Origin of the sequence: Dermacoccus nishinomiyaensis (genome assembly GCF_900447535.1) — a bacterium.
Classification (GTDB): Bacteria; Actinomycetota; Actinomycetes; order Actinomycetales; family Dermatophilaceae; genus Dermacoccus; species Dermacoccus nishinomiyaensis.
Genome location: NZ_UFXX01000001.1, coordinates 74,786 through 99,601, shown reverse-complemented (window position 1 = coordinate 99,601; position 24,816 = coordinate 74,786). Strand labels below are relative to the sequence as shown.

The 24,816-nt window shown below is 66.9% G+C and carries 32 protein-coding genes and 1 other RNA gene; 6 read left to right on the top strand and 27 right to left on the bottom strand.

The genetic code is table 11. From position 1 onward, the window contains the following. Nucleotides 1-148 precede the first annotated feature (148 nt). The gene (locus DYE07_RS00690) at nucleotides 149-1,609 is read left to right on the top strand and encodes a GuaB1 family IMP dehydrogenase-related protein (protein WP_074045604.1); all 1,461 of its coding nucleotides are present in this window, start codon (nucleotides 149-151) and stop codon (nucleotides 1,607-1,609) included. On the opposite strand, the gene DYE07_RS00685 is transcribed toward DYE07_RS00690, so the two are convergent. Continuing rightward, nucleotides 1,573-2,907, bottom strand: a complete 1,335-nt coding sequence (locus tag DYE07_RS00685) for an MFS transporter (RefSeq protein ID WP_115296113.1) — start codon at nucleotides 2,905-2,907, stop codon at nucleotides 1,573-1,575. The two genes, DYE07_RS00690 and DYE07_RS00685, sit on opposite strands and share 37 nt — an antisense overlap. Nucleotides 2,908-3,003: 96 nt before the next feature. On the opposite strand from DYE07_RS00685, the gene DYE07_RS14610 reads away from it, so the two are divergent. Beyond that, entirely contained in the window at nucleotides 3,004-3,141 is a 138-nt protein-coding gene (locus DYE07_RS14610) for a hypothetical protein (protein WP_006944181.1), read from the top strand. A gap of 394 nt (nucleotides 3,142-3,535) precedes the next feature. On the opposite strand, the gene DYE07_RS00680 is transcribed toward DYE07_RS14610, so the two are convergent. From DYE07_RS00680 to DYE07_RS00625, 12 genes are all read right to left on the bottom strand, one after another. Then, on the bottom strand, nucleotides 3,536-3,865 hold the full coding sequence (locus DYE07_RS00680; RefSeq protein WP_115296112.1) for a hypothetical protein: 330 nt from the start codon (nucleotides 3,863-3,865) through the stop codon (nucleotides 3,536-3,538). After that, nucleotides 3,862-4,164: a hypothetical protein gene (locus DYE07_RS00675; RefSeq protein WP_115296111.1), complete on the bottom strand. Its 303-nt coding sequence runs from the start codon at nucleotides 4,162-4,164 to the stop codon at nucleotides 3,862-3,864. The genes DYE07_RS00680 and DYE07_RS00675 overlap by 4 nt, the downstream gene beginning before the upstream one ends. Further along, on the bottom strand, nucleotides 4,164-5,036 hold the full coding sequence (locus DYE07_RS00670) for a phage major capsid protein (RefSeq protein WP_115296110.1): 873 nt from the start codon (nucleotides 5,034-5,036) through the stop codon (nucleotides 4,164-4,166). Before DYE07_RS00670 ends, DYE07_RS00675 begins: the two co-directional genes overlap by 1 nt. A 121-nt stretch (nucleotides 5,037-5,157) precedes the next feature. Continuing rightward, complete coding sequence (locus DYE07_RS00665; protein WP_115296109.1) at nucleotides 5,158-5,346, bottom strand: hypothetical protein; 189 nt, start codon at nucleotides 5,344-5,346, stop codon at nucleotides 5,158-5,160. Nucleotides 5,347-5,357: 11 nt separating this feature from the next. Then, complete coding sequence (locus DYE07_RS14875; protein WP_174897343.1) at nucleotides 5,358-5,891, bottom strand: hypothetical protein; 534 nt, start codon at nucleotides 5,889-5,891, stop codon at nucleotides 5,358-5,360. Further along, nucleotides 5,888-6,424 carry a hypothetical protein gene (locus DYE07_RS00655; RefSeq protein ID WP_115296108.1) on the bottom strand — a complete coding sequence of 179 codons (537 nt, stop codon included), beginning with the start codon at nucleotides 6,422-6,424 and terminating at the stop codon, nucleotides 5,888-5,890. The genes DYE07_RS14875 and DYE07_RS00655 overlap by 4 nt, the downstream gene beginning before the upstream one ends. Continuing rightward, the gene (locus DYE07_RS00650) at nucleotides 6,421-7,752 is read right to left on the bottom strand and encodes a phage portal protein (protein WP_115296107.1); all 1,332 of its coding nucleotides are present in this window, start codon (nucleotides 7,750-7,752) and stop codon (nucleotides 6,421-6,423) included. Before DYE07_RS00650 ends, DYE07_RS00655 begins: the two co-directional genes overlap by 4 nt. After that, a complete protein-coding gene (locus DYE07_RS00645) occupies nucleotides 7,749-9,203 on the bottom strand; it encodes a terminase large subunit domain-containing protein (protein ID WP_115296106.1) in 1,455 nt (484 codons plus the stop codon). The genes DYE07_RS00650 and DYE07_RS00645 overlap by 4 nt, the downstream gene beginning before the upstream one ends. A 397-nt stretch (nucleotides 9,204-9,600) precedes the next feature. Beyond that, on the bottom strand, nucleotides 9,601-10,155 hold the full coding sequence (locus tag DYE07_RS00640; RefSeq protein WP_147286874.1) for a helix-turn-helix domain-containing protein: 555 nt from the start codon (nucleotides 10,153-10,155) through the stop codon (nucleotides 9,601-9,603). A 62-nt stretch (nucleotides 10,156-10,217) separates the two neighbouring features. Further along, nucleotides 10,218-10,553 carry a hypothetical protein gene (locus DYE07_RS00635; RefSeq protein WP_115296104.1) on the bottom strand — a complete coding sequence of 112 codons (336 nt, stop codon included), beginning with the start codon at nucleotides 10,551-10,553 and terminating at the stop codon, nucleotides 10,218-10,220. A 25-nt stretch (nucleotides 10,554-10,578) separates the two neighbouring features. Further along, complete coding sequence (locus DYE07_RS00630) at nucleotides 10,579-10,818, bottom strand: hypothetical protein (RefSeq protein ID WP_115296103.1); 240 nt, start codon at nucleotides 10,816-10,818, stop codon at nucleotides 10,579-10,581. Nucleotides 10,819-10,844: 26 nt separating this feature from the next. Beyond that, nucleotides 10,845-11,039 carry a helix-turn-helix transcriptional regulator gene (locus tag DYE07_RS00625; protein WP_115296102.1) on the bottom strand — a complete coding sequence of 65 codons (195 nt, stop codon included), beginning with the start codon at nucleotides 11,037-11,039 and terminating at the stop codon, nucleotides 10,845-10,847. A gap of 118 nt (nucleotides 11,040-11,157) precedes the next feature. On the opposite strand from DYE07_RS00625, the gene DYE07_RS00620 reads away from it, so the two are divergent. After that, on the top strand, nucleotides 11,158-11,850 hold the full coding sequence (locus DYE07_RS00620) for a helix-turn-helix transcriptional regulator (RefSeq protein ID WP_147286873.1): 693 nt from the start codon (nucleotides 11,158-11,160) through the stop codon (nucleotides 11,848-11,850). Beyond that, on the top strand, nucleotides 11,840-12,952 hold the full coding sequence (locus DYE07_RS00615; RefSeq protein ID WP_115296100.1) for a tyrosine-type recombinase/integrase: 1,113 nt from the start codon (nucleotides 11,840-11,842) through the stop codon (nucleotides 12,950-12,952). Before DYE07_RS00620 ends, DYE07_RS00615 begins: the two co-directional genes overlap by 11 nt. A 335-nt stretch (nucleotides 12,953-13,287) precedes the next feature. Here the strand turns inward: DYE07_RS00615 and DYE07_RS00610 are convergent, their stop codons facing one another. The 12 genes from DYE07_RS00610 to DYE07_RS00555 form a co-directional block, all read right to left on the bottom strand. Then, on the bottom strand, nucleotides 13,288-13,617 hold the full coding sequence (locus tag DYE07_RS00610) for a hypothetical protein (RefSeq protein WP_115296112.1): 330 nt from the start codon (nucleotides 13,615-13,617) through the stop codon (nucleotides 13,288-13,290). Then, nucleotides 13,614-13,916 carry a hypothetical protein gene (locus DYE07_RS00605; protein ID WP_115296111.1) on the bottom strand — a complete coding sequence of 101 codons (303 nt, stop codon included), beginning with the start codon at nucleotides 13,914-13,916 and terminating at the stop codon, nucleotides 13,614-13,616. Before DYE07_RS00605 ends, DYE07_RS00610 begins: the two co-directional genes overlap by 4 nt. After that, nucleotides 13,916-14,788: a phage major capsid protein gene (locus tag DYE07_RS00600; RefSeq protein WP_115296110.1), complete on the bottom strand. Its 873-nt coding sequence runs from the start codon at nucleotides 14,786-14,788 to the stop codon at nucleotides 13,916-13,918. The genes DYE07_RS00605 and DYE07_RS00600 overlap by 1 nt, the downstream gene beginning before the upstream one ends. Nucleotides 14,789-14,909: 121 nt before the next feature. Continuing rightward, complete coding sequence (locus DYE07_RS00595; protein WP_115296109.1) at nucleotides 14,910-15,098, bottom strand: hypothetical protein; 189 nt, start codon at nucleotides 15,096-15,098, stop codon at nucleotides 14,910-14,912. 11 nt (nucleotides 15,099-15,109) lie between these two features. Next, on the bottom strand, nucleotides 15,110-15,643 hold the full coding sequence (locus DYE07_RS14870; RefSeq protein WP_174897343.1) for a hypothetical protein: 534 nt from the start codon (nucleotides 15,641-15,643) through the stop codon (nucleotides 15,110-15,112). Continuing rightward, a complete protein-coding gene (locus DYE07_RS00585; protein ID WP_115296108.1) occupies nucleotides 15,640-16,176 on the bottom strand; it encodes a hypothetical protein in 537 nt (178 codons plus the stop codon). The genes DYE07_RS14870 and DYE07_RS00585 overlap by 4 nt, the downstream gene beginning before the upstream one ends. Beyond that, on the bottom strand, nucleotides 16,173-17,504 hold the full coding sequence (locus DYE07_RS00580; protein ID WP_115296107.1) for a phage portal protein: 1,332 nt from the start codon (nucleotides 17,502-17,504) through the stop codon (nucleotides 16,173-16,175). Before DYE07_RS00580 ends, DYE07_RS00585 begins: the two co-directional genes overlap by 4 nt. Further along, nucleotides 17,501-18,955, bottom strand: a complete 1,455-nt coding sequence (locus tag DYE07_RS00575; protein WP_115296106.1) for a terminase large subunit domain-containing protein — start codon at nucleotides 18,953-18,955, stop codon at nucleotides 17,501-17,503. Before DYE07_RS00575 ends, DYE07_RS00580 begins: the two co-directional genes overlap by 4 nt. Nucleotides 18,956-19,352: 397 nt before the next feature. Beyond that, on the bottom strand, nucleotides 19,353-19,907 hold the full coding sequence (locus DYE07_RS00570) for a helix-turn-helix domain-containing protein (RefSeq protein WP_147286874.1): 555 nt from the start codon (nucleotides 19,905-19,907) through the stop codon (nucleotides 19,353-19,355). A gap of 62 nt (nucleotides 19,908-19,969) precedes the next feature. Continuing rightward, on the bottom strand, nucleotides 19,970-20,305 hold the full coding sequence (locus tag DYE07_RS00565) for a hypothetical protein (RefSeq protein ID WP_115296104.1): 336 nt from the start codon (nucleotides 20,303-20,305) through the stop codon (nucleotides 19,970-19,972). A gap of 25 nt (nucleotides 20,306-20,330) precedes the next feature. Beyond that, nucleotides 20,331-20,570 carry a hypothetical protein gene (locus DYE07_RS00560; RefSeq protein WP_115296103.1) on the bottom strand — a complete coding sequence of 80 codons (240 nt, stop codon included), beginning with the start codon at nucleotides 20,568-20,570 and terminating at the stop codon, nucleotides 20,331-20,333. 26 nt (nucleotides 20,571-20,596) lie between these two features. Beyond that, nucleotides 20,597-20,791 carry a helix-turn-helix transcriptional regulator gene (locus DYE07_RS00555; RefSeq protein WP_115296102.1) on the bottom strand — a complete coding sequence of 65 codons (195 nt, stop codon included), beginning with the start codon at nucleotides 20,789-20,791 and terminating at the stop codon, nucleotides 20,597-20,599. A gap of 118 nt (nucleotides 20,792-20,909) precedes the next feature. Between DYE07_RS00555 and DYE07_RS00550 the strand changes: the two genes are divergently transcribed. Both DYE07_RS00550 and DYE07_RS00545 read left to right on the top strand, forming a co-directional pair. Beyond that, nucleotides 20,910-21,602: a helix-turn-helix transcriptional regulator gene (locus DYE07_RS00550; RefSeq protein WP_147286873.1), complete on the top strand. Its 693-nt coding sequence runs from the start codon at nucleotides 20,910-20,912 to the stop codon at nucleotides 21,600-21,602. Next, entirely contained in the window at nucleotides 21,592-22,704 is a 1,113-nt protein-coding gene (locus DYE07_RS00545) for a tyrosine-type recombinase/integrase (RefSeq protein ID WP_115296100.1), read from the top strand. Before DYE07_RS00550 ends, DYE07_RS00545 begins: the two co-directional genes overlap by 11 nt. A 33-nt stretch (nucleotides 22,705-22,737) precedes the next feature. Here DYE07_RS00545 and rnpB read toward each other — a convergent pair. Together rnpB and DYE07_RS00535 are read right to left on the bottom strand one after the other, a co-directional pair. Continuing rightward, nucleotides 22,738-23,108: RNase P RNA component class A (rnpB, locus tag DYE07_RS00540), an RNA gene on the bottom strand. Between the two features lie 148 nt (nucleotides 23,109-23,256). Then, entirely contained in the window at nucleotides 23,257-24,738 is a 1,482-nt protein-coding gene (locus DYE07_RS00535; protein ID WP_038568631.1) for an RNB domain-containing ribonuclease, read from the bottom strand. Nucleotides 24,739-24,816: the final 78 nt, after the last annotated feature.

The window sequence follows — 24,816 nt, the reverse complement described above, 5'->3', positions numbered from 1 at the left end:
GGGACGGTCGCGGCGGGCCGTGTGGCCAGCTGCCGGCCCCACACGACGCCGGGCAGGCATCCGTTCGGGCATTCGGGCGAAGGCCGCCTCGAACAAGAAAGACCCCGCAATTCCGCGGTTGTCGGCGCGTCAGCCTAGGGTGAGTGACGTGGAACTCATCACCGGAAAAACGGCCTACGACCTCACGTACAACGACGTCTTCATGGTGCCGTCGCGCTCGCGCGTCACGAGCCGTCTCGATGTCGACCTCACGACGAACGACGGGGTCGGCACGACGATCCCGCTCGTCGTCGCAAACATGACGGCGATCTCGGGTCGCCGCATGGCCGAGACGGTCGCCCGGCGCGGCGCGGTCGCCGTCCTGCCGCAGGACATTCCGATCGCAGCCGTTCAGGAGACCATCCGGCAAGTGAAGGCGAGCCACCCGACCTACGAGACGCCGGTGACGATCGCGCCGGACGCCCCCGTCAGCGACGTGCTCGCGCTGCTCGGCAAACGCGCACACCGCGTCGCCGTCGTCATCGGCGACGACCGCCGCCCCCTCGGCCTCGTGAGCGAGGCGCACTGCCTCGAGGTCGACCGCTTCAGCGTCATCGCCGACGTCATGACGCGCGACATCACGACCGTGGAATCCGGAGCCGACCTGCACGACACGTTCGACCTGCTCGAGCGTATGCACCGCGACATCGCCGTCGTCGTCGAGGCGGGCGGCGCCCTCGTCGGTGTCCTGACGAAACGCGGCATCCTGCGCTCCACGATCTACTCCCCCGCGCTCGACCCCGACGGCAAGCTGTCGATCGGCGTCGCCATCGGCATCAACGGTGACGTCGAGGGCAAGGCGACGACGATGCTCGAATCGGGTGCCGACGTCCTCGTCGTCGACACCGCCCACGGGCATCAGGAGAAGATGATCGACGCGCTCGGCGTCGTGCGGGCAGCCCGTGACGCTCACGAGACGTCCTCGGGGCGCCGCATCCCCATCGCGGCGGGCAACGTCGTCACTGCCGACGGTGCCCGTGACCTCGTCGAAGCGGGCGCCGATATCGTGAAGGTCGGCGTCGGGCCGGGAGCGATGTGCACGACCCGCATGATGACGGGTGTCGGGCGCCCGCAGTTCAGCGCGGTGCTCGAATGCGCAGCCGCGGCGCGCGAACTCGGCGCTCACGTCTGGGCTGACGGCGGCGTCAAGTATCCGCGTGACGTCGCGCTCGCCCTCGCGGCCGGGGGCGCGAGCGTCATGATCGGGTCGTGGTTCGCTGGCACCTGGGAGTCGCCCGGCGACCTCAACCGCGACGCCGACGGGCGCCTCTACAAGGAGTCGTTCGGCATGGCGTCGGCTCGTGCCGTGCGTGGCCGCACGTCATCGCAGGGTGCGTTCGAGCGTGCACGTTCGGCGCTGTTCGAGGAGGGCATCTCGTCCTCGCGCATGTACCTCGACCCGCAGCGGCCGGGTGTCGAAGACCTCATGGACTCGATCATCGCCGGCGTGCGCAGCTCGTTCACCTACGCGGGCGCAAAGACGATCGACGAGTTCCACGAACGTGCCCGCGTGGGTGTGCAGAGCGCCTCGGGCTACGACGAAGGGCGCCCGCGCCACACGAGTTGGTGACGGCGGAGCCTGCGCAGGCCGGCCTCACCCGGGCCGCATCGAGCACACGATGCGTCACCGGGATGGGGCGGGCTGGTCCGTCTGCGACGGTTCGAGGGTGAACTCGCGCATGCTGCGGATGAACAAGGGCACGACACTCGCGATGAGAAGGAAGCACGCGGCGACGGCAATGACCTGGCGGGCGCCGAACGTCTGGGCAAGGGGTGCGGCGAGCACCGAACCGAGCGGTAGCGCGACGAAGGACATGAGGATGTCCAGGAATGCACGCGGCCCTGCAGCTCGCCGGGCACAGCCTGCTGAATGGCCGTCTCCCAATGCACGTCGTAGAAGAGCAGACCCGCGTATCCGACGGCGGCGAGCACCGCGATCGGCCACACCGAGTGAAAGACCGCGAAGCTGAAGGCCCACAACGGCATGAGCAGCAGCGGCGCCCACCCGCTGAAGAGCGGACGTCGCAGGTGGATGCGCGACCCGAGAGCTGCGCCGACAAACCCACCGAGCCCCTCGGCGGCGGCGACGATGCCGACGGCGTGGGCGCCACCCGCCTCTCTGGCGACGAGCAAGGGTGCCAGCACGAGGATCGCGCCGTTGCCGATGTGGTAGAAACCGGCCGCGAGCAAGCCGAAGAGCAGCCACGAGCGCGAGCGCACCGCGCGCCACCCGGCGACGAGTTGCTCGCCGAAGCTCTCATCCACTTCGGTGCCCTCGCCCGCTTCCGTGAGCTCGCTCGCCGTCGTGTCGACCTGACCCGCCCAGACGAGCACCGCCCCCAGGGAGACGACGAACGTCGCCGCGTTGACGGCGAAGCCGACTCCCGCGCCGGCGAACCCGACGACGGCTCCCCCGAGCACCGGGCCCAACATGAGCATGAGCTGACGCAGGCTCGTGATGGTCCCGTTCGTGCGCCGACGCGCCCCCGCCGGCACCACGGCGCGCCGCCACGTCATGAACGCAGGCCCGTAGAACGCACCGGCAGCCGCGGTGACGAAGGCGCATCCGACGATGACCGGCGTCGACCATGCGCCGGCCCAGAAGCAGCAGGCGAGGACGAGCCCGCACGCTGCGCGCACCGCGTCCGAGGCGGCCATGACGATGCGTGGCTGCACCCGATCCGCCCAGACCCCACCGAACAACGTGAACACGAGGCGTGCCACCGTCGTCGCGGTGATGGCCGCGGCCATCTGCCCGGCGCTACCGCCCGCCACGACGATCGCCACGGGCAATGCCACCACCTGGAAGGCATCACCCAGCCAGCTGAGCACCTGCCCGGTGAGCACGGCCGTCATGCGTGTCGTCATCGCGCCAGTATCGTCGATGTGGGACGGGCGGTGAAGCAAACGGGGCACCCCTGGGGGTGGGAGCGCCCCGTGCGCTCACCGTGTACTTTTCAGGCCATGAACGAACGTCCTCGCGTCCAGATCCGTCCCGTCGGGGGCCTGCCCGGGTGTCTCGGCATGATCCTGTTCTCGGTCATCGCCTCGATCGTGCTCACGCTGCTGCTCAACATGTGCAGCAGCGCGGCGACGCACTGACGGCCCCACGATCGCGACAGGCAGGAAGGCGCCACTCCTGCCGGATGGCGCCTTCCCGCCTGCTGTTGCGGGCTGGCGCCCGCGATGTTCGGGGGATGAGTCGGCCTATAAGCCGGGTTGTGGCGGCGCCATTTCGGCCCGTTTCTGGCGAGTGCTGCCAACCGCTGTTTGCCCAGCCATTCCGGGCAAATCTGCCCACCCTGCCTACTGGCGACTACTGCCCAGATCGGGCCGTTCTCAGACGTTCTGCGGACTATTTGCGGACAGCAACGGACCCGCGAGCCATGCAGTAACTCGGGGGTCCGTCGGGGTGGCGCTGGAGGGCTCGACTGGGGAATTTCCCCACTCGGCGAGGTGGGAAAGATTTCCCACCTGATCCCACCCCGGCCGCCGACTAGCCGGTGACCCGCTCGAGCAGCACCTCGTAATGGTGGAGCCGTCCGCCGACGCTATGCGGCTCGGGCTCCCCTACGACCTTGTACTCGAGGCCGGAGACAGTGACGGTGCTGGTGGCCGTCATCGTCAGCTTGCGCGGGTAGAACAGACGAAACCGGGTGATGACCTGATCGCGGCTGCCGTTGTCGGTCTCAGCACCGCTCAGGGGCCGCAGCTCCCCCCGGAAGGTGACAGACCGGGGCGGTAGAACGATCTCGTTACCGAAGTCGTCGTATTCACCCGATGGGCCGCCAGGAACGGTCGTCGTGACCTTCGTGTGAAAGATCATCGCGTCCGCCGGCGGTAGCGGTTCAGCACGAACAGCTCGGGAAGCGTCCACCCCTGGAAGCCGTCTGTCTGCACGCCGCCGACCGTGACGCGCAACTGCTCAGGGTTGGCGACGAGTCGCGCCGTGGCGGTCGTGATCACAGCGTCGATCTCATCGGCTGCGACGCCGGAGAAGCCGTTCCCTCGCGTGTACGAGCGCGCCAGCGCGGTGATGATCGTGACGGACTGCCCCGCCAGGGCGACGAGCTCGGTGTCGTCGCCCTGGCCGAGAAAGTCGGCTACGTCCTGGCCGGTGACCATCAGGCCGGCGTGATGCCCGTGAGCGTGACGATCGCCTGCGGGTTCATCGGTGCCGCGTCGTAGCGAGCGACAACACGGATCGCCTGCTGGTCGAAGTCGGCGTAACGCTCGGTGAGAACCTTCACGGACGGCGCGGCGTCGCGGGCAACGGCGATCTGCGAGAAGTCGACGAGCGCAGCGCGGCCCGTGGACGACGACCCGCCCGTGTCGGGCACGCGACCGGAGACGACGACCGGAGCACCGAACAGGCGGAAAACACCGTCGAGGGTGGGGTCGGGCTGGAGCATGTAGCGGCCGTCGCCGTCCTTGAGCTTGCGGAGGCTGACGAACTCGCGGGGGGTCATAACCCACTTGAGCGAGGTCATGTTCACGTTGGCGGTGAGTGCCTTGCCCCAGGCGTCGAGGAGGGCGTCGAGGGTGAGCTTGCCGGCGACGGCGACGTTCTGCACGCCGCTGTAAGCGAAGAGGCCCTTGGGGGTCGTCACGCCGTCACCGCCGGCCGAGAGGAGCTGGGTGTCGATCTTGGACGCGACGTCGGTGACGAGACGTTCCTGCAGTGCCGCGTCGAGGCTGACGACGGACTGACGGGCGAGCTCGTTGGAGTAGCGGGTAATCACCTTGACGGACTTCATGGTCGAGGGGAGCAGTTGAATCTCGTCGAAGTCGACGTCCTTCTCGGTGATCTGCTCGTTCTCGCCAATCCAGTCGGGGTTCGTCGCGCCGCCGAGCTTGGGGATACGAACCGGCGACGCCGAGTCGAAGATGCGCGGGCCTGCGGCGAGGAAGATGGACGCCGTTTCGAGCGGCTTCACGAGGACGTTCTGAACCTGCTCGCGGGTGAGCTCGGGTGCCGTGGTGGTGGATTCAGCCATGATGGGGCTCCTGTACGTGAGAATCGGGTTTCGATCACGCTGGACGCCAGGCCCAATAGTGAAGGGGACGAGCGCCAGGCCCGTCCCCCTCACTATCTCACAATATGAGAACCGTTCTCAACTACCGGCGCTCGGACTGTCCGATACCGTGTTCTGCGATCTTGTCCAGCTCCTCAGCAATCGCGGCCAGTGCCACGACGTTGGCTGCGGCGATCCGCTGATCAACCGTGAGCTTGTCGAGTTCGAAGCCGATGTACCCCTTGCTGGCGCCGCCGTTCAGAATCTCGTAGATGTTCTCGTAACTTGACATGCCCGTTCCTCTCACTGTGCGTTGTGCCGGAGGATCCCGGCGAGGCTGACGCTATCGGCAGGAGCCGTCGCACCCTGCCCGATTGAGCCAACCGGGCGACGTGACGCGAGGTGAGGCTTGCGGGCAAGAAGAGCATCGACGGCCGCGTTAAGCGCGTCCGCGTCCTCGAGGTGAGCGTCATCGAACGGAAGGTCTGACGGGTCAGCGAGGCGGCCCGTCGCTGCCACGAGAGCCGTATGCAGCCGTGCGGCCAGGTCGTCGGCGCGCTTCGCCTTCACGCGGGCGTCGGCGGCCTCCTTGCGCAGCTTCTCGACGTACTCGCGGGGGAACGTCTCGGCGTCGGAGGGATCATCTGATCCGTCGACGTCGACGCCCTCGACGTCCTCGGGGGCGTCCTCGGGGGCGTCAGCCGCAGCGACGTCCTCGGGGGCGTCCTCGGTGACGATCTCAGGTGGAAGATTTCTTCCACCTGCCGTGTCGCGCTCGTCGGTCTCGGTCGTCAGGTCCTCGGTCATCGGTTCCTCCGTCAGCTGCTTCTTGGTCATGCTCGCCCCTTCTCAACAGGTACTTGGCTACAGGTGCAGCCCTTGTGCGTCGGCATCGGATGATCGGCGGGCCACACCTGCCCGTCACGCCGCCACCAGTCGCACAGTTGGCACCCGGAGCTGGATACCGAGCGAACCCAGCCCTTGACGTGCGGCGACTTCTTGATTCCCTCACTGAACGCCGTAGACGCCGCGTCGATCGGCTCAGCCCGGGCGAGGCGTTGCACACGCTCGAGGGTGACGTCAGGGATGCTCAGGATCGTCGCTGCGGCCTTGTGCAACCGGGCGACGTCCCGCGCGTCAGGGACGAGACCCAACGTCGCCACCGGGACGCCCATCTGCTCCATGAGCGTCGCCGCGAGAGACAAGTCAGCCAGAGCGACCGCCCTCGAGTTCGCGCCCGCGATGAACGTGGCCAACAGGTCGACGGCTTCATCGGTGGAGATCAGTGCTTCCTGCCACGACGTGAAGATCGCCGTGACCTGCTCGGCTGCCTGCTCGCCCAGCGCCCGAATCTGCTCGCGGTACGTCACGACGCTGCCAGCTTCCCGAGATCGACCGCAGCCGCGTCGAGAGCGTCACCGCGACGGGCGGCCCGGACGCGCTCCACCTGCTCGGGACTCATGCCGAGCGTGTCAGCCAGGACGACCGACAGGGGCACGCCGACGCCGACGAGCTTCGCGGCCGCGTCCGCCGCCTGCGCGGGCGTGCGAGTCTCCGGGTTCGCCCACATCGGCTCCACGTCCAGCGTGCGAGGGTCAACACCATCACGGACGGCGAGCATGAGACGAGCGACCGACGCCCACGCCGTACCGAACGTGCGGTGCAGCGCATACGCGCGAGCGACAAGGGAAGCCTCGGCCGAGCGGATCGCGTCCGCCGACGCAGGCTGATCACCGTGCAATCCCAGGTAGTGCGGCGGTAGGCCCGTGAGAGCGCCGATCTGCTGCGTGATGAGCGCGGCCGCGTCGGCGTACCCGTCGAGACGAGCGGCGTCGAACTGCCCGAACTTCGTGTCAGCTGCCTCCGACTGCCACACGTCATCGAGAGCGGCGCTGAACGGCTTCACCGGGTTGCCGTCCTCGTCCTCGACGACCTCGAGGCCCGTCGCCCAGCGGCGGGGGCGAGCGTAGAACTCCGACGTCACGAGCATGTCGAGGTTGATCTTGTTCAGCGCGTCGGTCAGGTCAAGAATGTCCGCCATCTCCGACACGCCGTCAACGTCGAGCAGACGACCACGGTTCACCACCGGGACGACCGGGACAACGCCGAGCGGGTTCGGGATCGTCTCAGTCACCGTCCAGCCCGTCGAAGGCATCGCAGCCGCGTCAACCATCGTGCCGGGATGCTCGAGCATCGTGATCGAGTCCCGCTCGTACAGGACCGCCCGCGCCGTGCTGCCGTCGATCCACCGCTTGAGCGCGGCCGTCACCTCACGCGACGCCGGGTCGCGCAGAACGGCCACCTGCAGCGGGCTCTCGACCGTCACAACCGGAGCGCCGGCGGAGTCAGCCCACACGATGACGAACGAACGCCCGTAGGCGAGAGCGTCGACGTGAGCCTGCGCCGATGCTTCCTCCATCCCGCAGCGACGCCACACGTTCCACAGGTCAGCGTCGGGCTCAGCGTCCGCGCCACCGGTACGAAAGCCGGTCAGGTCGAGACGTTCCGCCAGGGCCGTGACGGCGAGGCGGGGGAAGTTCACCGACACGCGGCGCAACCGGTCGCCCAGCGCCTCGCGTGACTCGGTAGACAGGAACGCGGCGGGCTGCCGCCCGCTCCAGTAGGCGTCGAGCTCAGCGAGCTTCGGGACGGTCGTGTCCAGCTTCTCGCTCAGGGTCTTGATCGTGGTGGTGTTCATCGGAAACTCACTGCCCTTCTCTTGGCCGGCTTGTTGGTGTGGAATGACGCCCGATCGAACGCGATGATCGCTCCGACAGCCGCGTCGATCTTGCGGGGACTGCCCTTCTTGTCCTTGCTCACGAGGTCACCCATCGGTGTTCGCTTGGCGATGCAGTGCGCGACGTGCGCTGCCAGGTCCTTGTTGCCGTCGTGCGTGACGGTCTGCTCTTGCGTCGCCGTGTAGAGACGATCGGTCGCGGGTGCCATGCGGTTCGCGGCGGCGGTGTTCCACATCAGCACCCGCTTTTCACCGTGACGCGCCGCCCACGCCTCGATCTCAGAGTTCCAGCCCCACGGGTCAGCGGCGAGCTCGAGCACGTCGTACTTCTGGAAGGCGACGTCGACGGCGTTGCTCACGTCCGCACGCGGAACACGCCAGCGCGGGTCGCCAGGGTTCTCCCACAAGCCCTCGACGAACAGGTGCGGGTCGTCCCCGACCGTGCAGCCAATGAGGGCCGTCGAGTCACCCGACGCGGAACCGTCGAACGCGAGGACGACGCGGGCGTTCTTCTCCACACGCCGTTCCGGGTCCGCCAGGGAGTCCCACGTACCGAACGGGAGCCACGACTCGGAACCGCTGACCCACTGGCCGAGACGCAGCTGACGGAACACCGGCTCGCGCAGCGTGCGACGAGCGGACGCGAGGCCGTCACGGCTCAGGAAGTCATCGAGCGCAGGGTTAGCCTCAGCCCACGCCGCTTCGTCGTCGGTGGCGCACCCGTCCGGCGCTTGGAACTCTCGCAGGAAGAACGCCGGGTCATCGCCACGGCGACCGTGCTCGATGAGACGCCACATCACACAGTCAGGCGACGTGGAGGGCGTGGAGATCGCCAGGGTCGTCGACTCGGGCCGCTTGCCCTGCACCGACGTCACGGCCTCCCACACGGCTTCGCTGACGACGTGAAGCTCGTCCACGATCAACAGCGACGGGTCCCACCCGTGAAGCGCGCCAGGGTCAGCCGGGAGCGCGATCATCGTGGCGTCGTTGTGGGGGACGACGATCTTGTCGCTGAAGACCTGCGCCCGCTCGGCAAGCTCGGGGGAGAGCTCGATCATCCGCTTCGCCATACGCAAGGCGATGTTCGCTTGTCGCTGGTCAGAGGCGACGACGAGCACCTCAGCCGAGGGCGGGCCGACGAACAGCTCGGCCACGGCCAGCGCAGCCGCCAGAGCGGTCTTGCCGTTCGCACGCGGCAACGAGACGAGAGCGGTACGAATGCCCTCAGCGAACGCGCCGGCGACGATCTCACGCTGCCAGGGACGGAAGCGCATCGGCTCCAGAGCACCGACACCCTTCGGCGTCACGACGTACTCGTCGACGAACCGGATGCGACGCTCAGCACGGGCCGTAGTCCAGCCCGAGAAGTCGAGAGGCGCGGCCTCGATGTTGCCCTTAGGGCCTGCTCTCACGCCTCAGCACCCCCTAGACGAGAATCGTTCTCAAATAGTGTCTCACATTCTGACTTGTCATAGGCTCCCGCTTGACTTTTTTCCGCCCCTTCCCCCCTGGTTCGTGCAGCGCCGCGTCGGGAGTTGCACGCTCGACACACGACGTCGACGTCCTCGAGGCGGATGGAGAGGCCGCGTTCCTTGCGCTTCCATGCCTCGGGGGAGTGGTCGCAGGTGAGGTCGTCGCGGGTGCCGCAGTCTGAGCAGAACGGCTGGAGCTTGCGTGCTCGTCGGCTGAGTCGATCCCAGGCCGTGTCATAGCCTGCTGCTCGTGATGGTCGGGAGACCGCTGGTCGTCGGTGCTCGTCACATCGTGGGCCGTTCGAGGGTTCACCACACTCGAGGCACGGGGTCATGGTCATGCTGCGTTCCTCGCTGACTTACAGGTCGGGCACTTGCTCACGGTGCCGTCGGAGTTGTTGATCCATCCCAGATCGCATCGATGCTGGGCCGCCGTCGCGTCGCGGTCTTGGTGCGCGTGAGCGTCGCCGTCATCGGCCAGGGCGAGCGCATGGGATGGAGAACTGGGATATGTACTGGGATGGAGTACGTCTCCCGTACCAGTTGAGTCCGTCTCCCGTACCAGCTGGTCCGCCTCCCGTACCAGTGGAGGAGCTGTTAGTACGTCTCCCGTACCAGCGGCTAGTACGTCTGGCGTACCAAGGCGGTGCTCAGGGATCACGAGGCCGTACGTCGTGGGACGCCTCGGCCTGCGCTCGACTGCCACGAGATAACCCTTGGTCTCGAGGCCCTTGAGGGCACGGTGCGCGGCGTCCTTCGACAGCTTGGTCCGCTGTCGAAGGCGCTCACCAGTGACCCACGAGACCCGCTTGTCGTGGGCGTGATCGGCGTAGACGGTGGCGACGAGCACCTCGAGCGGCTTCAGGTCGTCGGCGGTGTAGATGCTCTCCATCCACTTGGACCGCCACCACAGTCCCGAGCCAGAACCCGGGACCGTGGTCGTGACGCTCGGCATCAGGCGGCGATTCCCTCGCCCGTGGCACCGACCCAGACGCGGCCTAGGGAACCTCGACGCTGCCGGCGGCGGGAGTTCATCACACCGACGGAGACGATGACGCCGTGCGCTTGCGCCTGCTGGAAGAGCATTCCCCAGTAGGCGGGCTTCACCGGTTCGTCGAGGCCGTCGGCTCGCAGGTCGTCGGCGGTGAACGGTGCCCCGGACGCCGCGCGAGCCGCTAGGATGATCTCAGCGTCTCGCCACCACGTCTGTTGCCCGTTGTTGGGTTCGTTAATCTGGTGCACGGCATTGCCCTCCAGGTGATCGCCGCTTCGAACGCCGTCGAGCTGCAACTCGGCGGTGTTCGTTTTTGTTGAGTTACACACGGAGCCCACCCGCTTTCTGCAGGTGCGCCAGCGCCCCGGTGACCGCATCCGCGAACGCGGGCATGTCCTCGGCGCGAAACACGTCATGCGTCTGAACGTCGACGTGGAACACGTCCGGTGCTTCGTCGGAGAGGTGGAAGACCTCCACCGACCACTTGGGGTTCGTGACCTTGAACTGCGTGATGCTCTCGACGGCTTCCTCGGCCGCGAGCACGTCGTCGATGGTGCTCATGCTTCGTTCTCCTTCGTGGCGCCGCGTCAGGCGGCGGTGTTGGCGGGGTCGTTCTCGAACTGGGCGTCGAGCCAGGCGTCGACGTCACGCTGCCGGTACATCACGCGGCCGCCGATCTTGGCCGACCTGGGGCCGGTTCCTGCATATCTGAGCCAGCGCATCTGGCTGGGCGTCTTCCGCAGGTACGCGGCCACCTCGTCAAGCGTTCTCAGGTCGTTCATTCCTGCTCCTTCACAACAGGGCGCTATCCGCCGCTGACAAAATAATGTTTACACGACCAGGCCCTCACGCGCAAGCACGGCGATTCTCGCGAGTAACAAATCGATGTAGCCTGGGACGGTGACAGACAACGAAGCCAGCACCGAACCGATGCTCCTGACCCCCTGGGAGGACAGCTTCCGGCAGCAGATGGAGCAGCTGCGCCGAGCTGCGGGTTTGACGCAACGCGACCTGGCGAAGGCGCTCAAGACGCGCTACGACCTCGCCTTTCATCAACAGACGGTCCAGCGAATTGAGGACGGGAAGCGCCCCGTGCGTCTGAATGAGGGGTTCGCTATAGCTGATTTGCTCGGAGTCCCCCTGGACTCCATGGCATCTGCAAGCGCTCGGGCTGACGTGCAGTCGGCCCGCTATGCCGTGGAACGACTGAGGCGGACCTTTGCACGGGCAGGCGCCGGAGTGGATGATTACCTGGCGGAACTCGAGGAAGACATCGAGGCCACCTTCTACGTAGTTTTCCCGGACGGCTACAGGCGCGAACTCCTCGACCACCTATCAGCCGCAGAGTCCTGGGCGCTTGCCTGGGTGCTATTCGCTACTACCCACTGGCAGCGAATTCACGGGGCCAGACGAACGCTTATGACCCATGGCGGCCTGCCGGACGAACAGGATTCACGGGGCGGCCTTAGCGTGATCGGCGAGGTTATGACGATCCGCAGATTCATCGAGCGAGAGCGCCCCGATCTACACCGCTTGCTCGAAGCGGGGTCGCTGGAATACCTCAAGGCTGCGATGGACGACAATGCCGAGTAGCAGCATCACCCGGCGCCCGAACGGCAAGTGGCGCGCCCGGTTCCGTGACGAGGACGGCAAGGAGTACGCCCGGCACTTTGACCGCAAGCTCGATGGTCAGCGGTGGCTCGACGAGAACCGCGCCCTCATGCTCACGGGCATGTTCGTGAGCCCGAACGCGGGCCGGATGACGTTCAAGGAGTACGCCGAGCAGTGGCGCGCCCTGCAGGTGCATCACCGGCCGGCGACGGCTGACGCGGTGCGTGTCTCGCTCGAGAAGCGCGTCTACCCGCGCATCGGCGACAAGAAGGTGCGGTCGATCCGCTCGGATGACATCGCGGCGATGGTGGCCGAGCTGTCCGAGACCTACAAACCTGCGACGGTCACGCTCACCTACTCCTACGTGGCGACGATCTTCAAGGCCGCCGTCGCGGCTCGCGAGGTCGCCCGGACGCCATGCATCGGTATCAAGATGCCGGAGGTCGCCGACGAGACGGTCGACCCCAAGGACGTCCTGACGGTCGAGAACGTTCACGCGCTGGTCAAGGCGACGCCGGAGCACTTCAAGCCGTTGGTGATCCTCGCGGCCGGCACCGGTCTTCGCCAGGGTGAGGCGTTCGGTCTGACGCGGGATCGCGTGAACTTCCTCAAGCGCGAGATCGTCATCGACCGTCAGCTCGTCATGCGCAACGGCAAGCCGTCGGAGTTCGGGCCGACGAAGACGCGTTCGTCGAATCGCGTGATCCCCCTCCCCCAGGTCGTCGCCGACGCGCTCTCAGCGCACATCGAGGCGCACGAGATCGGCCCCGAGGATCTACTGTTCAGGGGCTCTCGCGGCGCCACGATGCGTCGCAACACGTTCTCGCCGTTGTGGCAGGCGGCGACGACAAAGGCCGGCCTTGAGGGGTACACGTTCCACGCGCTGCGTCATCACTACGCGTCACTGCTCATCGAGCACGGCGAGTCCGTGAAGGTCGTTCAGGCCCGGCTCGGGCACAAGTCGGCGGAGGAGACCTTGAACACCTACGCCCGGCTGTGGCCGAACACGGAGGACCGCACGCGACAAGCCGTCGACGCTGCGCTCGGGAACGTTGCGGACTATTTGCGGACTGAGGCGTCCTAGGAACGCAAAAACCCCCGGCATTCCGGGGGTAGCGGGATGAGTCGGCCTGTAAGCCGGGTTGTGGCGGCGCCATTTCGGCCCGTTTCTGGCGAGTGCTGCCAACCGCTGTTTGCCCAGCCATTCCGGGCAAATCTGCCCACCCTGCCTACTGGCGACTACTGCCCAGATCGGGCCGTTCTCAGACGTTCTGCGGACTATTTGCGGACAGCAACGGACCCGCGAGCCATGCAGTAACTCGGGGGTCCGTCGGGGTGGCGCTGGAGGGCTCGACTGGGGAATTTCCCCACTCGGCGAGGTGGGAAAGATTTCCCACCTGATCCCACCCCGGCCGCCGACTAGCCGGTGACCCGCTCGAGCAGCACCTCGTAATGGTGGAGCCGTCCGCCGACGCTATGCGGCTCGGGCTCCCCTACGACCTTGTACTCGAGGCCGGAGACAGTGACGGTGCTGGTGGCCGTCATCGTCAGCTTGCGCGGGTAGAACAGACGAAACCGGGTGATGACCTGATCGCGGCTGCCGTTGTCGGTCTCAGCACCGCTCAGGGGCCGCAGCTCCCCCCGGAAGGTGACAGACCGGGGCGGTAGAACGATCTCGTTACCGAAGTCGTCGTATTCACCCGATGGGCCGCCAGGAACGGTCGTCGTGACCTTCGTGTGAAAGATCATCGCGTCCGCCGGCGGTAGCGGTTCAGCACGAACAGCTCGGGAAGCGTCCACCCCTGGAAGCCGTCTGTCTGCACGCCGCCGACCGTGACGCGCAACTGCTCAGGGTTGGCGACGAGTCGCGCCGTGGCGGTCGTGATCACAGCGTCGATCTCATCGGCTGCGACGCCGGAGAAGCCGTTCCCTCGCGTGTACGAGCGCGCCAGCGCGGTGATGATCGTGACGGACTGCCCCGCCAGGGCGACGAGCTCGGTGTCGTCGCCCTGGCCGAGAAAGTCGGCTACGTCCTGGCCGGTGACCATCAGGCCGGCGTGATGCCCGTGAGCGTGACGATCGCCTGCGGGTTCATCGGTGCCGCGTCGTAGCGAGCGACAACACGGATCGCCTGCTGGTCGAAGTCGGCGTAACGCTCGGTGAGAACCTTCACGGACGGCGCGGCGTCGCGGGCAACGGCGATCTGCGAGAAGTCGACGAGCGCAGCGCGGCCCGTGGACGACGACCCGCCCGTGTCGGGCACGCGACCGGAGACGACGACCGGAGCACCGAACAGGCGGAAAACACCGTCGAGGGTGGGGTCGGGCTGGAGCATGTAGCGGCCGTCGCCGTCCTTGAGCTTGCGGAGGCTGACGAACTCGCGGGGGGTCATAACCCACTTGAGCGAGGTCATGTTCACGTTGGCGGTGAGTGCCTTGCCCCAGGCGTCGAGGAGGGCGTCGAGGGTGAGCTTGCCGGCGACGGCGACGTTCTGCACGCCGCTGTAAGCGAAGAGGCCCTTGGGGGTCGTCACGCCGTCACCGCCGGCCGAGAGGAGCTGGGTGTCGATCTTGGACGCGACGTCGGTGACGAGACGTTCCTGCAGTGCCGCGTCGAGGCTGACGACGGACTGACGGGCGAGCTCGTTGGAGTAGCGGGTAATCACCTTGACGGACTTCATGGTCGAGGGGAGCAGTTGAATCTCGTCGAAGTCGACGTCCTTCTCGGTGATCTGCTCGTTCTCGCCAATCCAGTCGGGGTTCGTCGCGCCGCCGAGCTTGGGGATACGAACCGGCGACGCCGAGTCGAAGATGCGCGGGCCTGCGGCGAGGAAGATGGACGCCGTTTCGAGCGGCTTCACGAGGACGTTCTGAACCTGCTCGCGGGTGAGCTCGGGTGCCGTGGTGGTGGATTCAGCCATGATGGGGCTCCTGTACGTGAGAATCGGGTTTCGATCACGCTGGACGCCAGGCCCAATAGTGAAGGGGACGAGCGCCAGGCCCGTCCCCCTCACTATCTCACAATATGAGAACCGTTCTCAACTACCGGCGCTCGGACTGTCCGATACCGTGTTCTGCGATCTTGTCCAGCTCCTCAGCAATCGCGGCCAGTGCCACGACGTTGGCTGCGGCGATCCGCTGATCAACCGTGAGCTTGTCGAGTTCGAAGCCGATGTACCCCTTGCTGGCGCCGCCGTTCAGAATCTCGTAGATGTTCTCGTAACTTGACATGCCCGTTCCTCTCACTGTGCGTTGTGCCGGAGGATCCCGGCGAGGCTGACGCTATCGGCAGGAGCCGTCGCACCCTGCCCGATTGAGCCAACCGGGCGACGTGACGCGAGGTGAGGCTTGCGGGCAAGAAGAGCATCGACGGCCGCGTTAAGCGCGTCCGCGTCCTCGAGGTGAGCGTCATCGAACGGAAGGTCTGACGGGTCAGCGAGGCGGCCCGTCGCTGCCACGAGAGCCGTATGCAGCCGTGCGGCCAGGTCGTCGGCGCGCTTCGCCTTCACGCGGGCGTCGGCGGCCTCCTTGCGCAGCTTCTCGACGTACTCGCGGGGGAACGTCTCGGCGTCGGAGGGATCATCTGATCCGTCGACGTCGACGCCCTCGACGTCCTCGGGGGCGTCCTCGGGGGCGTCAGCCGCAGCGACGTCCTCGGGGGCGTCCTCGGTGACGATCTCAGGTGGAAGATTTCTTCCACCTGCCGTGTCGCGCTCGTCGGTCTCGGTCGTCAGGTCCTCGGTCATCGGTTCCTCCGTCAGCTGCTTCTTGGTCATGCTCGCCCCTTCTCAACAGGTACTTGGCTACAGGTGCAGCCCTTGTGCGTCGGCATCGGATGATCGGCGGGCCACACCTGCCCGTCACGCCGCCACCAGTCGCACAGTTGGCACCCGGAGCTGGATACCGAGCGAACCCAGCCCTTGACGTGCGGCGACTTCTTGATTCCCTCACTGAACGCCGTAGACGCCGCGTCGATCGGCTCAGCCCGGGCGAGGCGTTGCACACGCTCGAGGGTGACGTCAGGGATGCTCAGGATCGTCGCTGCGGCCTTGTGCAACCGGGCGACGTCCCGCGCGTCAGGGACGAGACCCAACGTCGCCACCGGGACGCCCATCTGCTCCATGAGCGTCGCCGCGAGAGACAAGTCAGCCAGAGCGACCGCCCTCGAGTTCGCGCCCGCGATGAACGTGGCCAACAGGTCGACGGCTTCATCGGTGGAGATCAGTGCTTCCTGCCACGACGTGAAGATCGCCGTGACCTGCTCGGCTGCCTGCTCGCCCAGCGCCCGAATCTGCTCGCGGTACGTCACGACGCTGCCAGCTTCCCGAGATCGACCGCAGCCGCGTCGAGAGCGTCACCGCGACGGGCGGCCCGGACGCGCTCCACCTGCTCGGGACTCATGCCGAGCGTGTCAGCCAGGACGACCGACAGGGGCACGCCGACGCCGACGAGCTTCGCGGCCGCGTCCGCCGCCTGCGCGGGCGTGCGAGTCTCCGGGTTCGCCCACATCGGCTCCACGTCCAGCGTGCGAGGGTCAACACCATCACGGACGGCGAGCATGAGACGAGCGACCGACGCCCACGCCGTACCGAACGTGCGGTGCAGCGCATACGCGCGAGCGACAAGGGAAGCCTCGGCCGAGCGGATCGCGTCCGCCGACGCAGGCTGATCACCGTGCAATCCCAGGTAGTGCGGCGGTAGGCCCGTGAGAGCGCCGATCTGCTGCGTGATGAGCGCGGCCGCGTCGGCGTACCCGTCGAGACGAGCGGCGTCGAACTGCCCGAACTTCGTGTCAGCTGCCTCCGACTGCCACACGTCATCGAGAGCGGCGCTGAACGGCTTCACCGGGTTGCCGTCCTCGTCCTCGACGACCTCGAGGCCCGTCGCCCAGCGGCGGGGGCGAGCGTAGAACTCCGACGTCACGAGCATGTCGAGGTTGATCTTGTTCAGCGCGTCGGTCAGGTCAAGAATGTCCGCCATCTCCGACACGCCGTCAACGTCGAGCAGACGACCACGGTTCACCACCGGGACGACCGGGACAACGCCGAGCGGGTTCGGGATCGTCTCAGTCACCGTCCAGCCCGTCGAAGGCATCGCAGCCGCGTCAACCATCGTGCCGGGATGCTCGAGCATCGTGATCGAGTCCCGCTCGTACAGGACCGCCCGCGCCGTGCTGCCGTCGATCCACCGCTTGAGCGCGGCCGTCACCTCACGCGACGCCGGGTCGCGCAGAACGGCCACCTGCAGCGGGCTCTCGACCGTCACAACCGGAGCGCCGGCGGAGTCAGCCCACACGATGACGAACGAACGCCCGTAGGCGAGAGCGTCGACGTGAGCCTGCGCCGATGCTTCCTCCATCCCGCAGCGACGCCACACGTTCCACAGGTCAGCGTCGGGCTCAGCGTCCGCGCCACCGGTACGAAAGCCGGTCAGGTCGAGACGTTCCGCCAGGGCCGTGACGGCGAGGCGGGGGAAGTTCACCGACACGCGGCGCAACCGGTCGCCCAGCGCCTCGCGTGACTCGGTAGACAGGAACGCGGCGGGCTGCCGCCCGCTCCAGTAGGCGTCGAGCTCAGCGAGCTTCGGGACGGTCGTGTCCAGCTTCTCGCTCAGGGTCTTGATCGTGGTGGTGTTCATCGGAAACTCACTGCCCTTCTCTTGGCCGGCTTGTTGGTGTGGAATGACGCCCGATCGAACGCGATGATCGCTCCGACAGCCGCGTCGATCTTGCGGGGACTGCCCTTCTTGTCCTTGCTCACGAGGTCACCCATCGGTGTTCGCTTGGCGATGCAGTGCGCGACGTGCGCTGCCAGGTCCTTGTTGCCGTCGTGCGTGACGGTCTGCTCTTGCGTCGCCGTGTAGAGACGATCGGTCGCGGGTGCCATGCGGTTCGCGGCGGCGGTGTTCCACATCAGCACCCGCTTTTCACCGTGACGCGCCGCCCACGCCTCGATCTCAGAGTTCCAGCCCCACGGGTCAGCGGCGAGCTCGAGCACGTCGTACTTCTGGAAGGCGACGTCGACGGCGTTGCTCACGTCCGCACGCGGAACACGCCAGCGCGGGTCGCCAGGGTTCTCCCACAAGCCCTCGACGAACAGGTGCGGGTCGTCCCCGACCGTGCAGCCAATGAGGGCCGTCGAGTCACCCGACGCGGAACCGTCGAACGCGAGGACGACGCGGGCGTTCTTCTCCACACGCCGTTCCGGGTCCGCCAGGGAGTCCCACGTACCGAACGGGAGCCACGACTCGGAACCGCTGACCCACTGGCCGAGACGCAGCTGACGGAACACCGGCTCGCGCAGCGTGCGACGAGCGGACGCGAGGCCGTCACGGCTCAGGAAGTCATCGAGCGCAGGGTTAGCCTCAGCCCACGCCGCTTCGTCGTCGGTGGCGCACCCGTCCGGCGCTTGGAACTCTCGCAGGAAGAACGCCGGGTCATCGCCACGGCGACCGTGCTCGATGAGACGCCACATCACACAGTCAGGCGACGTGGAGGGCGTGGAGATCGCCAGGGTCGTCGACTCGGGCCGCTTGCCCTGCACCGACGTCACGGCCTCCCACACGGCTTCGCTGACGACGTGAAGCTCGTCCACGATCAACAGCGACGGGTCCCACCCGTGAAGCGCGCCAGGGTCAGCCGGGAGCGCGATCATCGTGGCGTCGTTGTGGGGGACGACGATCTTGTCGCTGAAGACCTGCGCCCGCTCGGCAAGCTCGGGGGAGAGCTCGATCATCCGCTTCGCCATACGCAAGGCGATGTTCGCTTGTCGCTGGTCAGAGGCGACGACGAGCACCTCAGCCGAGGGCGGGCCGACGAACAGCTCGGCCACGGCCAGCGCAGCCGCCAGAGCGGTCTTGCCGTTCGCACGCGGCAACGAGACGAGAGCGGTACGAATGCCCTCAGCGAACGCGCCGGCGACGATCTCACGCTGCCAGGGACGGAAGCGCATCGGCTCCAGAGCACCGACACCCTTCGGCGTCACGACGTACTCGTCGACGAACCGGATGCGACGCTCAGCACGGGCCGTAGTCCAGCCCGAGAAGTCGAGAGGCGCGGCCTCGATGTTGCCCTTAGGGCCTGCTCTCACGCCTCAGCACCCCCTAGACGAGAATCGTTCTCAAATAGTGTCTCACATTCTGACTTGTCATAGGCTCCCGCTTGACTTTTTTCCGCCCCTTCCCCCCTGGTTCGTGCAGCGCCGCGTCGGGAGTTGCACGCTCGACACACGACGTCGACGTCCTCGAGGCGGATGGAGAGGCCGCGTTCCTTGCGCTTCCATGCCTCGGGGGAGTGGTCGCAGGTGAGGTCGTCGCGGGTGCCGCAGTCTGAGCAGAACGGCTGGAGCTTGCGTGCTCGTCGGCTGAGTCGATCCCAGGCCGTGTCATAGCCTGCTGCTCGTGATGGTCGGGAGACCGCTGGTCGTCGGTGCTCGTCACATCGTGGGCCGTTCGAGGGTTCACCACACTCGAGGCACGGGGTCATGGTCATGCTGCGTTCCTCGCTGACTTACAGGTCGGGCACTTGCTCACGGTGCCGTCGGAGTTGTTGATCCATCCCAGATCGCATCGATGCTGGGCCGCCGTCGCGTCGCGGTCTTGGTGCGCGTGAGCGTCGCCGTCATCGGCCAGGGCGAGCGCATGGGATGGAGAACTGGGATATGTACTGGGATGGAGTACGTCTCCCGTACCAGTTGAGTCCGTCTCCCGTACCAGCTGGTCCGCCTCCCGTACCAGTGGAGGAGCTGTTAGTACGTCTCCCGTACCAGCGGCTAGTACGTCTGGCGTACCAAGGCGGTGCTCAGGGATCACGAGGCCGTACGTCGTGGGACGCCTCGGCCTGCGCTCGACTGCCACGAGATAACCCTTGGTCTCGAGGCCCTTGAGGGCACGGTGCGCGGCGTCCTTCGACAGCTTGGTCCGCTGTCGAAGGCGCTCACCAGTGACCCACGAGACCCGCTTGTCGTGGGCGTGATCGGCGTAGACGGTGGCGACGAGCACCTCGAGCGGCTTCAGGTCGTCGGCGGTGTAGATGCTCTCCATCCACTTGGACCGCCACCACAGTCCCGAGCCAGAACCCGGGACCGTGGTCGTGACGCTCGGCATCAGGCGGCGATTCCCTCGCCCGTGGCACCGACCCAGACGCGGCCTAGGGAACCTCGACGCTGCCGGCGGCGGGAGTTCATCACACCGACGGAGACGATGACGCCGTGCGCTTGCGCCTGCTGGAAGAGCATTCCCCAGTAGGCGGGCTTCACCGGTTCGTCGAGGCCGTCGGCTCGCAGGTCGTCGGCGGTGAACGGTGCCCCGGACGCCGCGCGAGCCGCTAGGATGATCTCAGCGTCTCGCCACCACGTCTGTTGCCCGTTGTTGGGTTCGTTAATCTGGTGCACGGCATTGCCCTCCAGGTGATCGCCGCTTCGAACGCCGTCGAGCTGCAACTCGGCGGTGTTCGTTTTTGTTGAGTTACACACGGAGCCCACCCGCTTTCTGCAGGTGCGCCAGCGCCCCGGTGACCGCATCCGCGAACGCGGGCATGTCCTCGGCGCGAAACACGTCATGCGTCTGAACGTCGACGTGGAACACGTCCGGTGCTTCGTCGGAGAGGTGGAAGACCTCCACCGACCACTTGGGGTTCGTGACCTTGAACTGCGTGATGCTCTCGACGGCTTCCTCGGCCGCGAGCACGTCGTCGATGGTGCTCATGCTTCGTTCTCCTTCGTGGCGCCGCGTCAGGCGGCGGTGTTGGCGGGGTCGTTCTCGAACTGGGCGTCGAGCCAGGCGTCGACGTCACGCTGCCGGTACATCACGCGGCCGCCGATCTTGGCCGACCTGGGGCCGGTTCCTGCATATCTGAGCCAGCGCATCTGGCTGGGCGTCTTCCGCAGGTACGCGGCCACCTCGTCAAGCGTTCTCAGGTCGTTCATTCCTGCTCCTTCACAACAGGGCGCTATCCGCCGCTGACAAAATAATGTTTACACGACCAGGCCCTCACGCGCAAGCACGGCGATTCTCGCGAGTAACAAATCGATGTAGCCTGGGACGGTGACAGACAACGAAGCCAGCACCGAACCGATGCTCCTGACCCCCTGGGAGGACAGCTTCCGGCAGCAGATGGAGCAGCTGCGCCGAGCTGCGGGTTTGACGCAACGCGACCTGGCGAAGGCGCTCAAGACGCGCTACGACCTCGCCTTTCATCAACAGACGGTCCAGCGAATTGAGGACGGGAAGCGCCCCGTGCGTCTGAATGAGGGGTTCGCTATAGCTGATTTGCTCGGAGTCCCCCTGGACTCCATGGCATCTGCAAGCGCTCGGGCTGACGTGCAGTCGGCCCGCTATGCCGTGGAACGACTGAGGCGGACCTTTGCACGGGCAGGCGCCGGAGTGGATGATTACCTGGCGGAACTCGAGGAAGACATCGAGGCCACCTTCTACGTAGTTTTCCCGGACGGCTACAGGCGCGAACTCCTCGACCACCTATCAGCCGCAGAGTCCTGGGCGCTTGCCTGGGTGCTATTCGCTACTACCCACTGGCAGCGAATTCACGGGGCCAGACGAACGCTTATGACCCATGGCGGCCTGCCGGACGAACAGGATTCACGGGGCGGCCTTAGCGTGATCGGCGAGGTTATGACGATCCGCAGATTCATCGAGCGAGAGCGCCCCGATCTACACCGCTTGCTCGAAGCGGGGTCGCTGGAATACCTCAAGGCTGCGATGGACGACAATGCCGAGTAGCAGCATCACCCGGCGCCCGAACGGCAAGTGGCGCGCCCGGTTCCGTGACGAGGACGGCAAGGAGTACGCCCGGCACTTTGACCGCAAGCTCGATGGTCAGCGGTGGCTCGACGAGAACCGCGCCCTCATGCTCACGGGCATGTTCGTGAGCCCGAACGCGGGCCGGATGACGTTCAAGGAGTACGCCGAGCAGTGGCGCGCCCTGCAGGTGCATCACCGGCCGGCGACGGCTGACGCGGTGCGTGTCTCGCTCGAGAAGCGCGTCTACCCGCGCATCGGCGACAAGAAGGTGCGGTCGATCCGCTCGGATGACATCGCGGCGATGGTGGCCGAGCTGTCCGAGACCTACAAACCTGCGACGGTCACGCTCACCTACTCCTACGTGGCGACGATCTTCAAGGCCGCCGTCGCGGCTCGCGAGGTCGCCCGGACGCCATGCATCGGTATCAAGATGCCGGAGGTCGCCGACGAGACGGTCGACCCCAAGGACGTCCTGACGGTCGAGAACGTTCACGCGCTGGTCAAGGCGACGCCGGAGCACTTCAAGCCGTTGGTGATCCTCGCGGCCGGCACCGGTCTTCGCCAGGGTGAGGCGTTCGGTCTGACGCGGGATCGCGTGAACTTCCTCAAGCGCGAGATCGTCATCGACCGTCAGCTCGTCATGCGCAACGGCAAGCCGTCGGAGTTCGGGCCGACGAAGACGCGTTCGTCGAATCGCGTGATCCCCCTCCCCCAGGTCGTCGCCGACGCGCTCTCAGCGCACATCGAGGCGCACGAGATCGGCCCCGAGGATCTACTGTTCAGGGGCTCTCGCGGCGCCACGATGCGTCGCAACACGTTCTCGCCGTTGTGGCAGGCGGCGACGACAAAGGCCGGCCTTGAGGGGTACACGTTCCACGCGCTGCGTCATCACTACGCGTCACTGCTCATCGAGCACGGCGAGTCCGTGAAGGTCGTTCAGGCCCGGCTCGGGCACAAGTCGGCGGAGGAGACCTTGAACACCTACGCCCGGCTGTGGCCGAACACGGAGGACCGCACGCGACAAGCCGTCGACGCTGCGCTCGGGAACGTTGCGGACTATTTGCGGACTGAGGCGTCCTAGGAACGCAAAAACCCCCGGCATTCCGGGGGTAGCGGGATGAGTCGGCCTGTAAGCCGGGTTGTGTTCCGCGCGCCATTGCTGGCATCGCTTCGGCGATCATCCATCTAGGCCCTGCATTGCTGCAGGGCTCGAGCGATCTACCCACATGCTCAGCGGGCCGCTTCGACGCATGCTGTCTGATCTTGCTCCGGGTGGGGTTTACCGAGCCGCCCCAGTCGCCTGGGGCGCTGGTGGTCTCTTGCACCACCGTTTCACCCTTGCCGCGCTCATGAGCGTGGCGGTCTGTTCTCTGTGGCACTTTCCCGCGGGTCGCCCCGGGTGGCTGTTAGCCATCACCCTGCCCTGTGGAGCCCGGACTTTCCTCGGCGAGAGCGAACTCTCGACGCGACCGCCCGGCCGACTCATCCGCGCGCAAGCTTACCTTTGCCTGCGGGTGCCGACGCATCCGACCGGCCCATGACGGGCGACGACCCAGCTGCGTCACATGATGCCGCCCGAGTCGGTCACGCCTGACGCACCCAGCACGATGTGACGCAGCGAGGCGTCAGTACCTCACGCGAGGGCGAACGTCAGCTTCCCCGTCGCGATGTCGGCGCCCGTCAACGTCACCTCACACGCCTCACCGAGCGCAGGGGCCGCAGCGTCACCGACCTTCACCGTCGCGACAACGGCGTGGTCGACGAGCTGGATCGTCGGCTCGCCCTTGCCGTGGCCGTGGTCTCCGTCCTCGACGACGAACGCCGCGAACGTCTCCCCGACGTCGGACGACAGCGCGGCCGCCTCGACGCGGTCGACGCACGCGCGGTCGATCTTGCGCGCCAGCGAGTCGGTGCGCTTCATGATCTCGGGCAGCTCGACGAGCGCCTCGCGCGCCCAAGCCGGTACCTCGCGTCCGTTGGAGACGGCCTCGCAGATGACGAGCCCGAAGCGGTCGACGAGCCGCCGCAGCGGCGCGGTGACGTGCGCGTACGGCGCCGCGACGGCGGCCTGCTCGGTGATCTCGGGCGTCGCGATGGCCGGGTTGTCGCGGTCGAACGGCGTGTACGCGGCACCGCGGAACAGCCCGACGGCCTCGTGGACGAGCGCGAGATGGTGCGGGTCATCACGATCGAGGGAGCGCAGGAACGCGCCGTACGTCTGGTCCTCGGCCCATGCCACGCCGAGCGCTTTCGCCTGCAGGCGGAACCGCGCGACGTCGCGCTCGTCGGCCTTCGGCATCGTGCGCAGGATGCCGATGCCGGCGTCGAGCATCATCCGCGCCGCCACCATGCCCGTCATGAGGGAAATCTGCGCGTTCCAGTCCTCGCTCGGTACGGGTGGGCGGAAGTGCACCTCGTAGTCGCCGGGGCTCGGCTCGCTCACCTCCTGCTCGGGCATCGGCAGCGACGCGCCACCACGCTCGATCTCCAGCTGCGCGCGTAACTCACCGATCTGACGCAGCAGCGCGAAGCGCTCGTCGACGGCGCCGCCCATCGCGCCCCCGCCGTCGACATTCCCCTGCACCTGCGTGTAGTCGAGCCGTTCGACGCTGCGGACCTGCGCGCGGTACAAACTCGCCGACGTCACCTCGCCGCGTGCGTCGAGATGCATGTCCCACACGAACGCCGAGCAGATCTGCCCCTCGAGCAGGCTCGCCGCACCTTCACTGAGTTCCTCGGGGTGCAACGGAATCCGCATGTCGGGCATGTAGATCGTCTGCCCGCGACGGCGCGTCTCGGCGTCGAGAGCGCCGCCGGGACGCACGTACAGCGGCACATCGGCGATGGCGTAGCGCACGTGGAAACCCTCGCCGTCACGCTCCAGGTGCATGGCCTGATCTAGGTCCATCGAACCGGCCGGGTCGATCGTGAAGAACGGCACGGACGTCTCGTCGCGCTCCGGTTTCTCGACGTGCGCGAGCGCGTCGAGAGCGTCGGCCACGGCGTCGGCCGGGTAGTCGGTGGCCAGCTCGTTCTCGGCGCGCAGGGCCTCGAACGAGCGCGCGAGCTCGCCGGAGGCGTCGGTGTTCTGCAGCAGGATGCGTGTGCTCGGCATGGCCCGAGCCTACGCGGCGAGCGCCTCGGCATGGCCCGTTCCACACCGGCACGCGACGCGGCTGCCCCCACCGCGCGC

Coding starts and splice junctions, on each gene's coding strand:
- DYE07_RS14610 (WP_006944181.1), top strand. CDS start 3,004: ATGAACGAACGTCCTCGCGTCCAGATCCGTCCCGTCGGGGGCCTGCCC.
- DYE07_RS00570 (WP_147286874.1), bottom strand. CDS start 19,907: ATGGAGAGCATCTACACCGCCGACGACCTGAAGCCGCTCGAGGTGCTC.
- DYE07_RS00615 (WP_115296100.1), top strand. CDS start 11,840: ATGCCGAGTAGCAGCATCACCCGGCGCCCGAACGGCAAGTGGCGCGCC.
- DYE07_RS00665 (WP_115296109.1), bottom strand. CDS start 5,346: ATGTCAAGTTACGAGAACATCTACGAGATTCTGAACGGCGGCGCCAGC.
- DYE07_RS00595 (WP_115296109.1), bottom strand. CDS start 15,098: ATGTCAAGTTACGAGAACATCTACGAGATTCTGAACGGCGGCGCCAGC.
- DYE07_RS00650 (WP_115296107.1), bottom strand. CDS start 7,752: ATGAACACCACCACGATCAAGACCCTGAGCGAGAAGCTGGACACGACC.
- DYE07_RS00545 (WP_115296100.1), top strand. CDS start 21,592: ATGCCGAGTAGCAGCATCACCCGGCGCCCGAACGGCAAGTGGCGCGCC.
- DYE07_RS00685 (WP_115296113.1), bottom strand. CDS start 2,907: ATGACGACACGCATGACGGCCGTGCTCACCGGGCAGGTGCTCAGCTGG.
- DYE07_RS14875 (WP_174897343.1), bottom strand. CDS start 5,891: ATGACCAAGAAGCAGCTGACGGAGGAACCGATGACCGAGGACCTGACG.
- DYE07_RS00535 (WP_038568631.1), bottom strand. CDS start 24,738: ATGCCGAGCACACGCATCCTGCTGCAGAACACCGACGCCTCCGGCGAG.
- DYE07_RS00610 (WP_115296112.1), bottom strand. CDS start 13,617: ATGATCTTTCACACGAAGGTCACGACGACCGTTCCTGGCGGCCCATCG.
- DYE07_RS00560 (WP_115296103.1), bottom strand. CDS start 20,570: ATGAGCACCATCGACGACGTGCTCGCGGCCGAGGAAGCCGTCGAGAGC.
- DYE07_RS00675 (WP_115296111.1), bottom strand. CDS start 4,164: ATGGTCACCGGCCAGGACGTAGCCGACTTTCTCGGCCAGGGCGACGAC.
- DYE07_RS00605 (WP_115296111.1), bottom strand. CDS start 13,916: ATGGTCACCGGCCAGGACGTAGCCGACTTTCTCGGCCAGGGCGACGAC.
- DYE07_RS00580 (WP_115296107.1), bottom strand. CDS start 17,504: ATGAACACCACCACGATCAAGACCCTGAGCGAGAAGCTGGACACGACC.
- DYE07_RS00630 (WP_115296103.1), bottom strand. CDS start 10,818: ATGAGCACCATCGACGACGTGCTCGCGGCCGAGGAAGCCGTCGAGAGC.
- DYE07_RS00680 (WP_115296112.1), bottom strand. CDS start 3,865: ATGATCTTTCACACGAAGGTCACGACGACCGTTCCTGGCGGCCCATCG.
- DYE07_RS00670 (WP_115296110.1), bottom strand. CDS start 5,036: ATGGCTGAATCCACCACCACGGCACCCGAGCTCACCCGCGAGCAGGTT.
- DYE07_RS00555 (WP_115296102.1), bottom strand. CDS start 20,791: ATGAACGACCTGAGAACGCTTGACGAGGTGGCCGCGTACCTGCGGAAG.
- DYE07_RS14870 (WP_174897343.1), bottom strand. CDS start 15,643: ATGACCAAGAAGCAGCTGACGGAGGAACCGATGACCGAGGACCTGACG.
- DYE07_RS00625 (WP_115296102.1), bottom strand. CDS start 11,039: ATGAACGACCTGAGAACGCTTGACGAGGTGGCCGCGTACCTGCGGAAG.
- DYE07_RS00640 (WP_147286874.1), bottom strand. CDS start 10,155: ATGGAGAGCATCTACACCGCCGACGACCTGAAGCCGCTCGAGGTGCTC.
- DYE07_RS00600 (WP_115296110.1), bottom strand. CDS start 14,788: ATGGCTGAATCCACCACCACGGCACCCGAGCTCACCCGCGAGCAGGTT.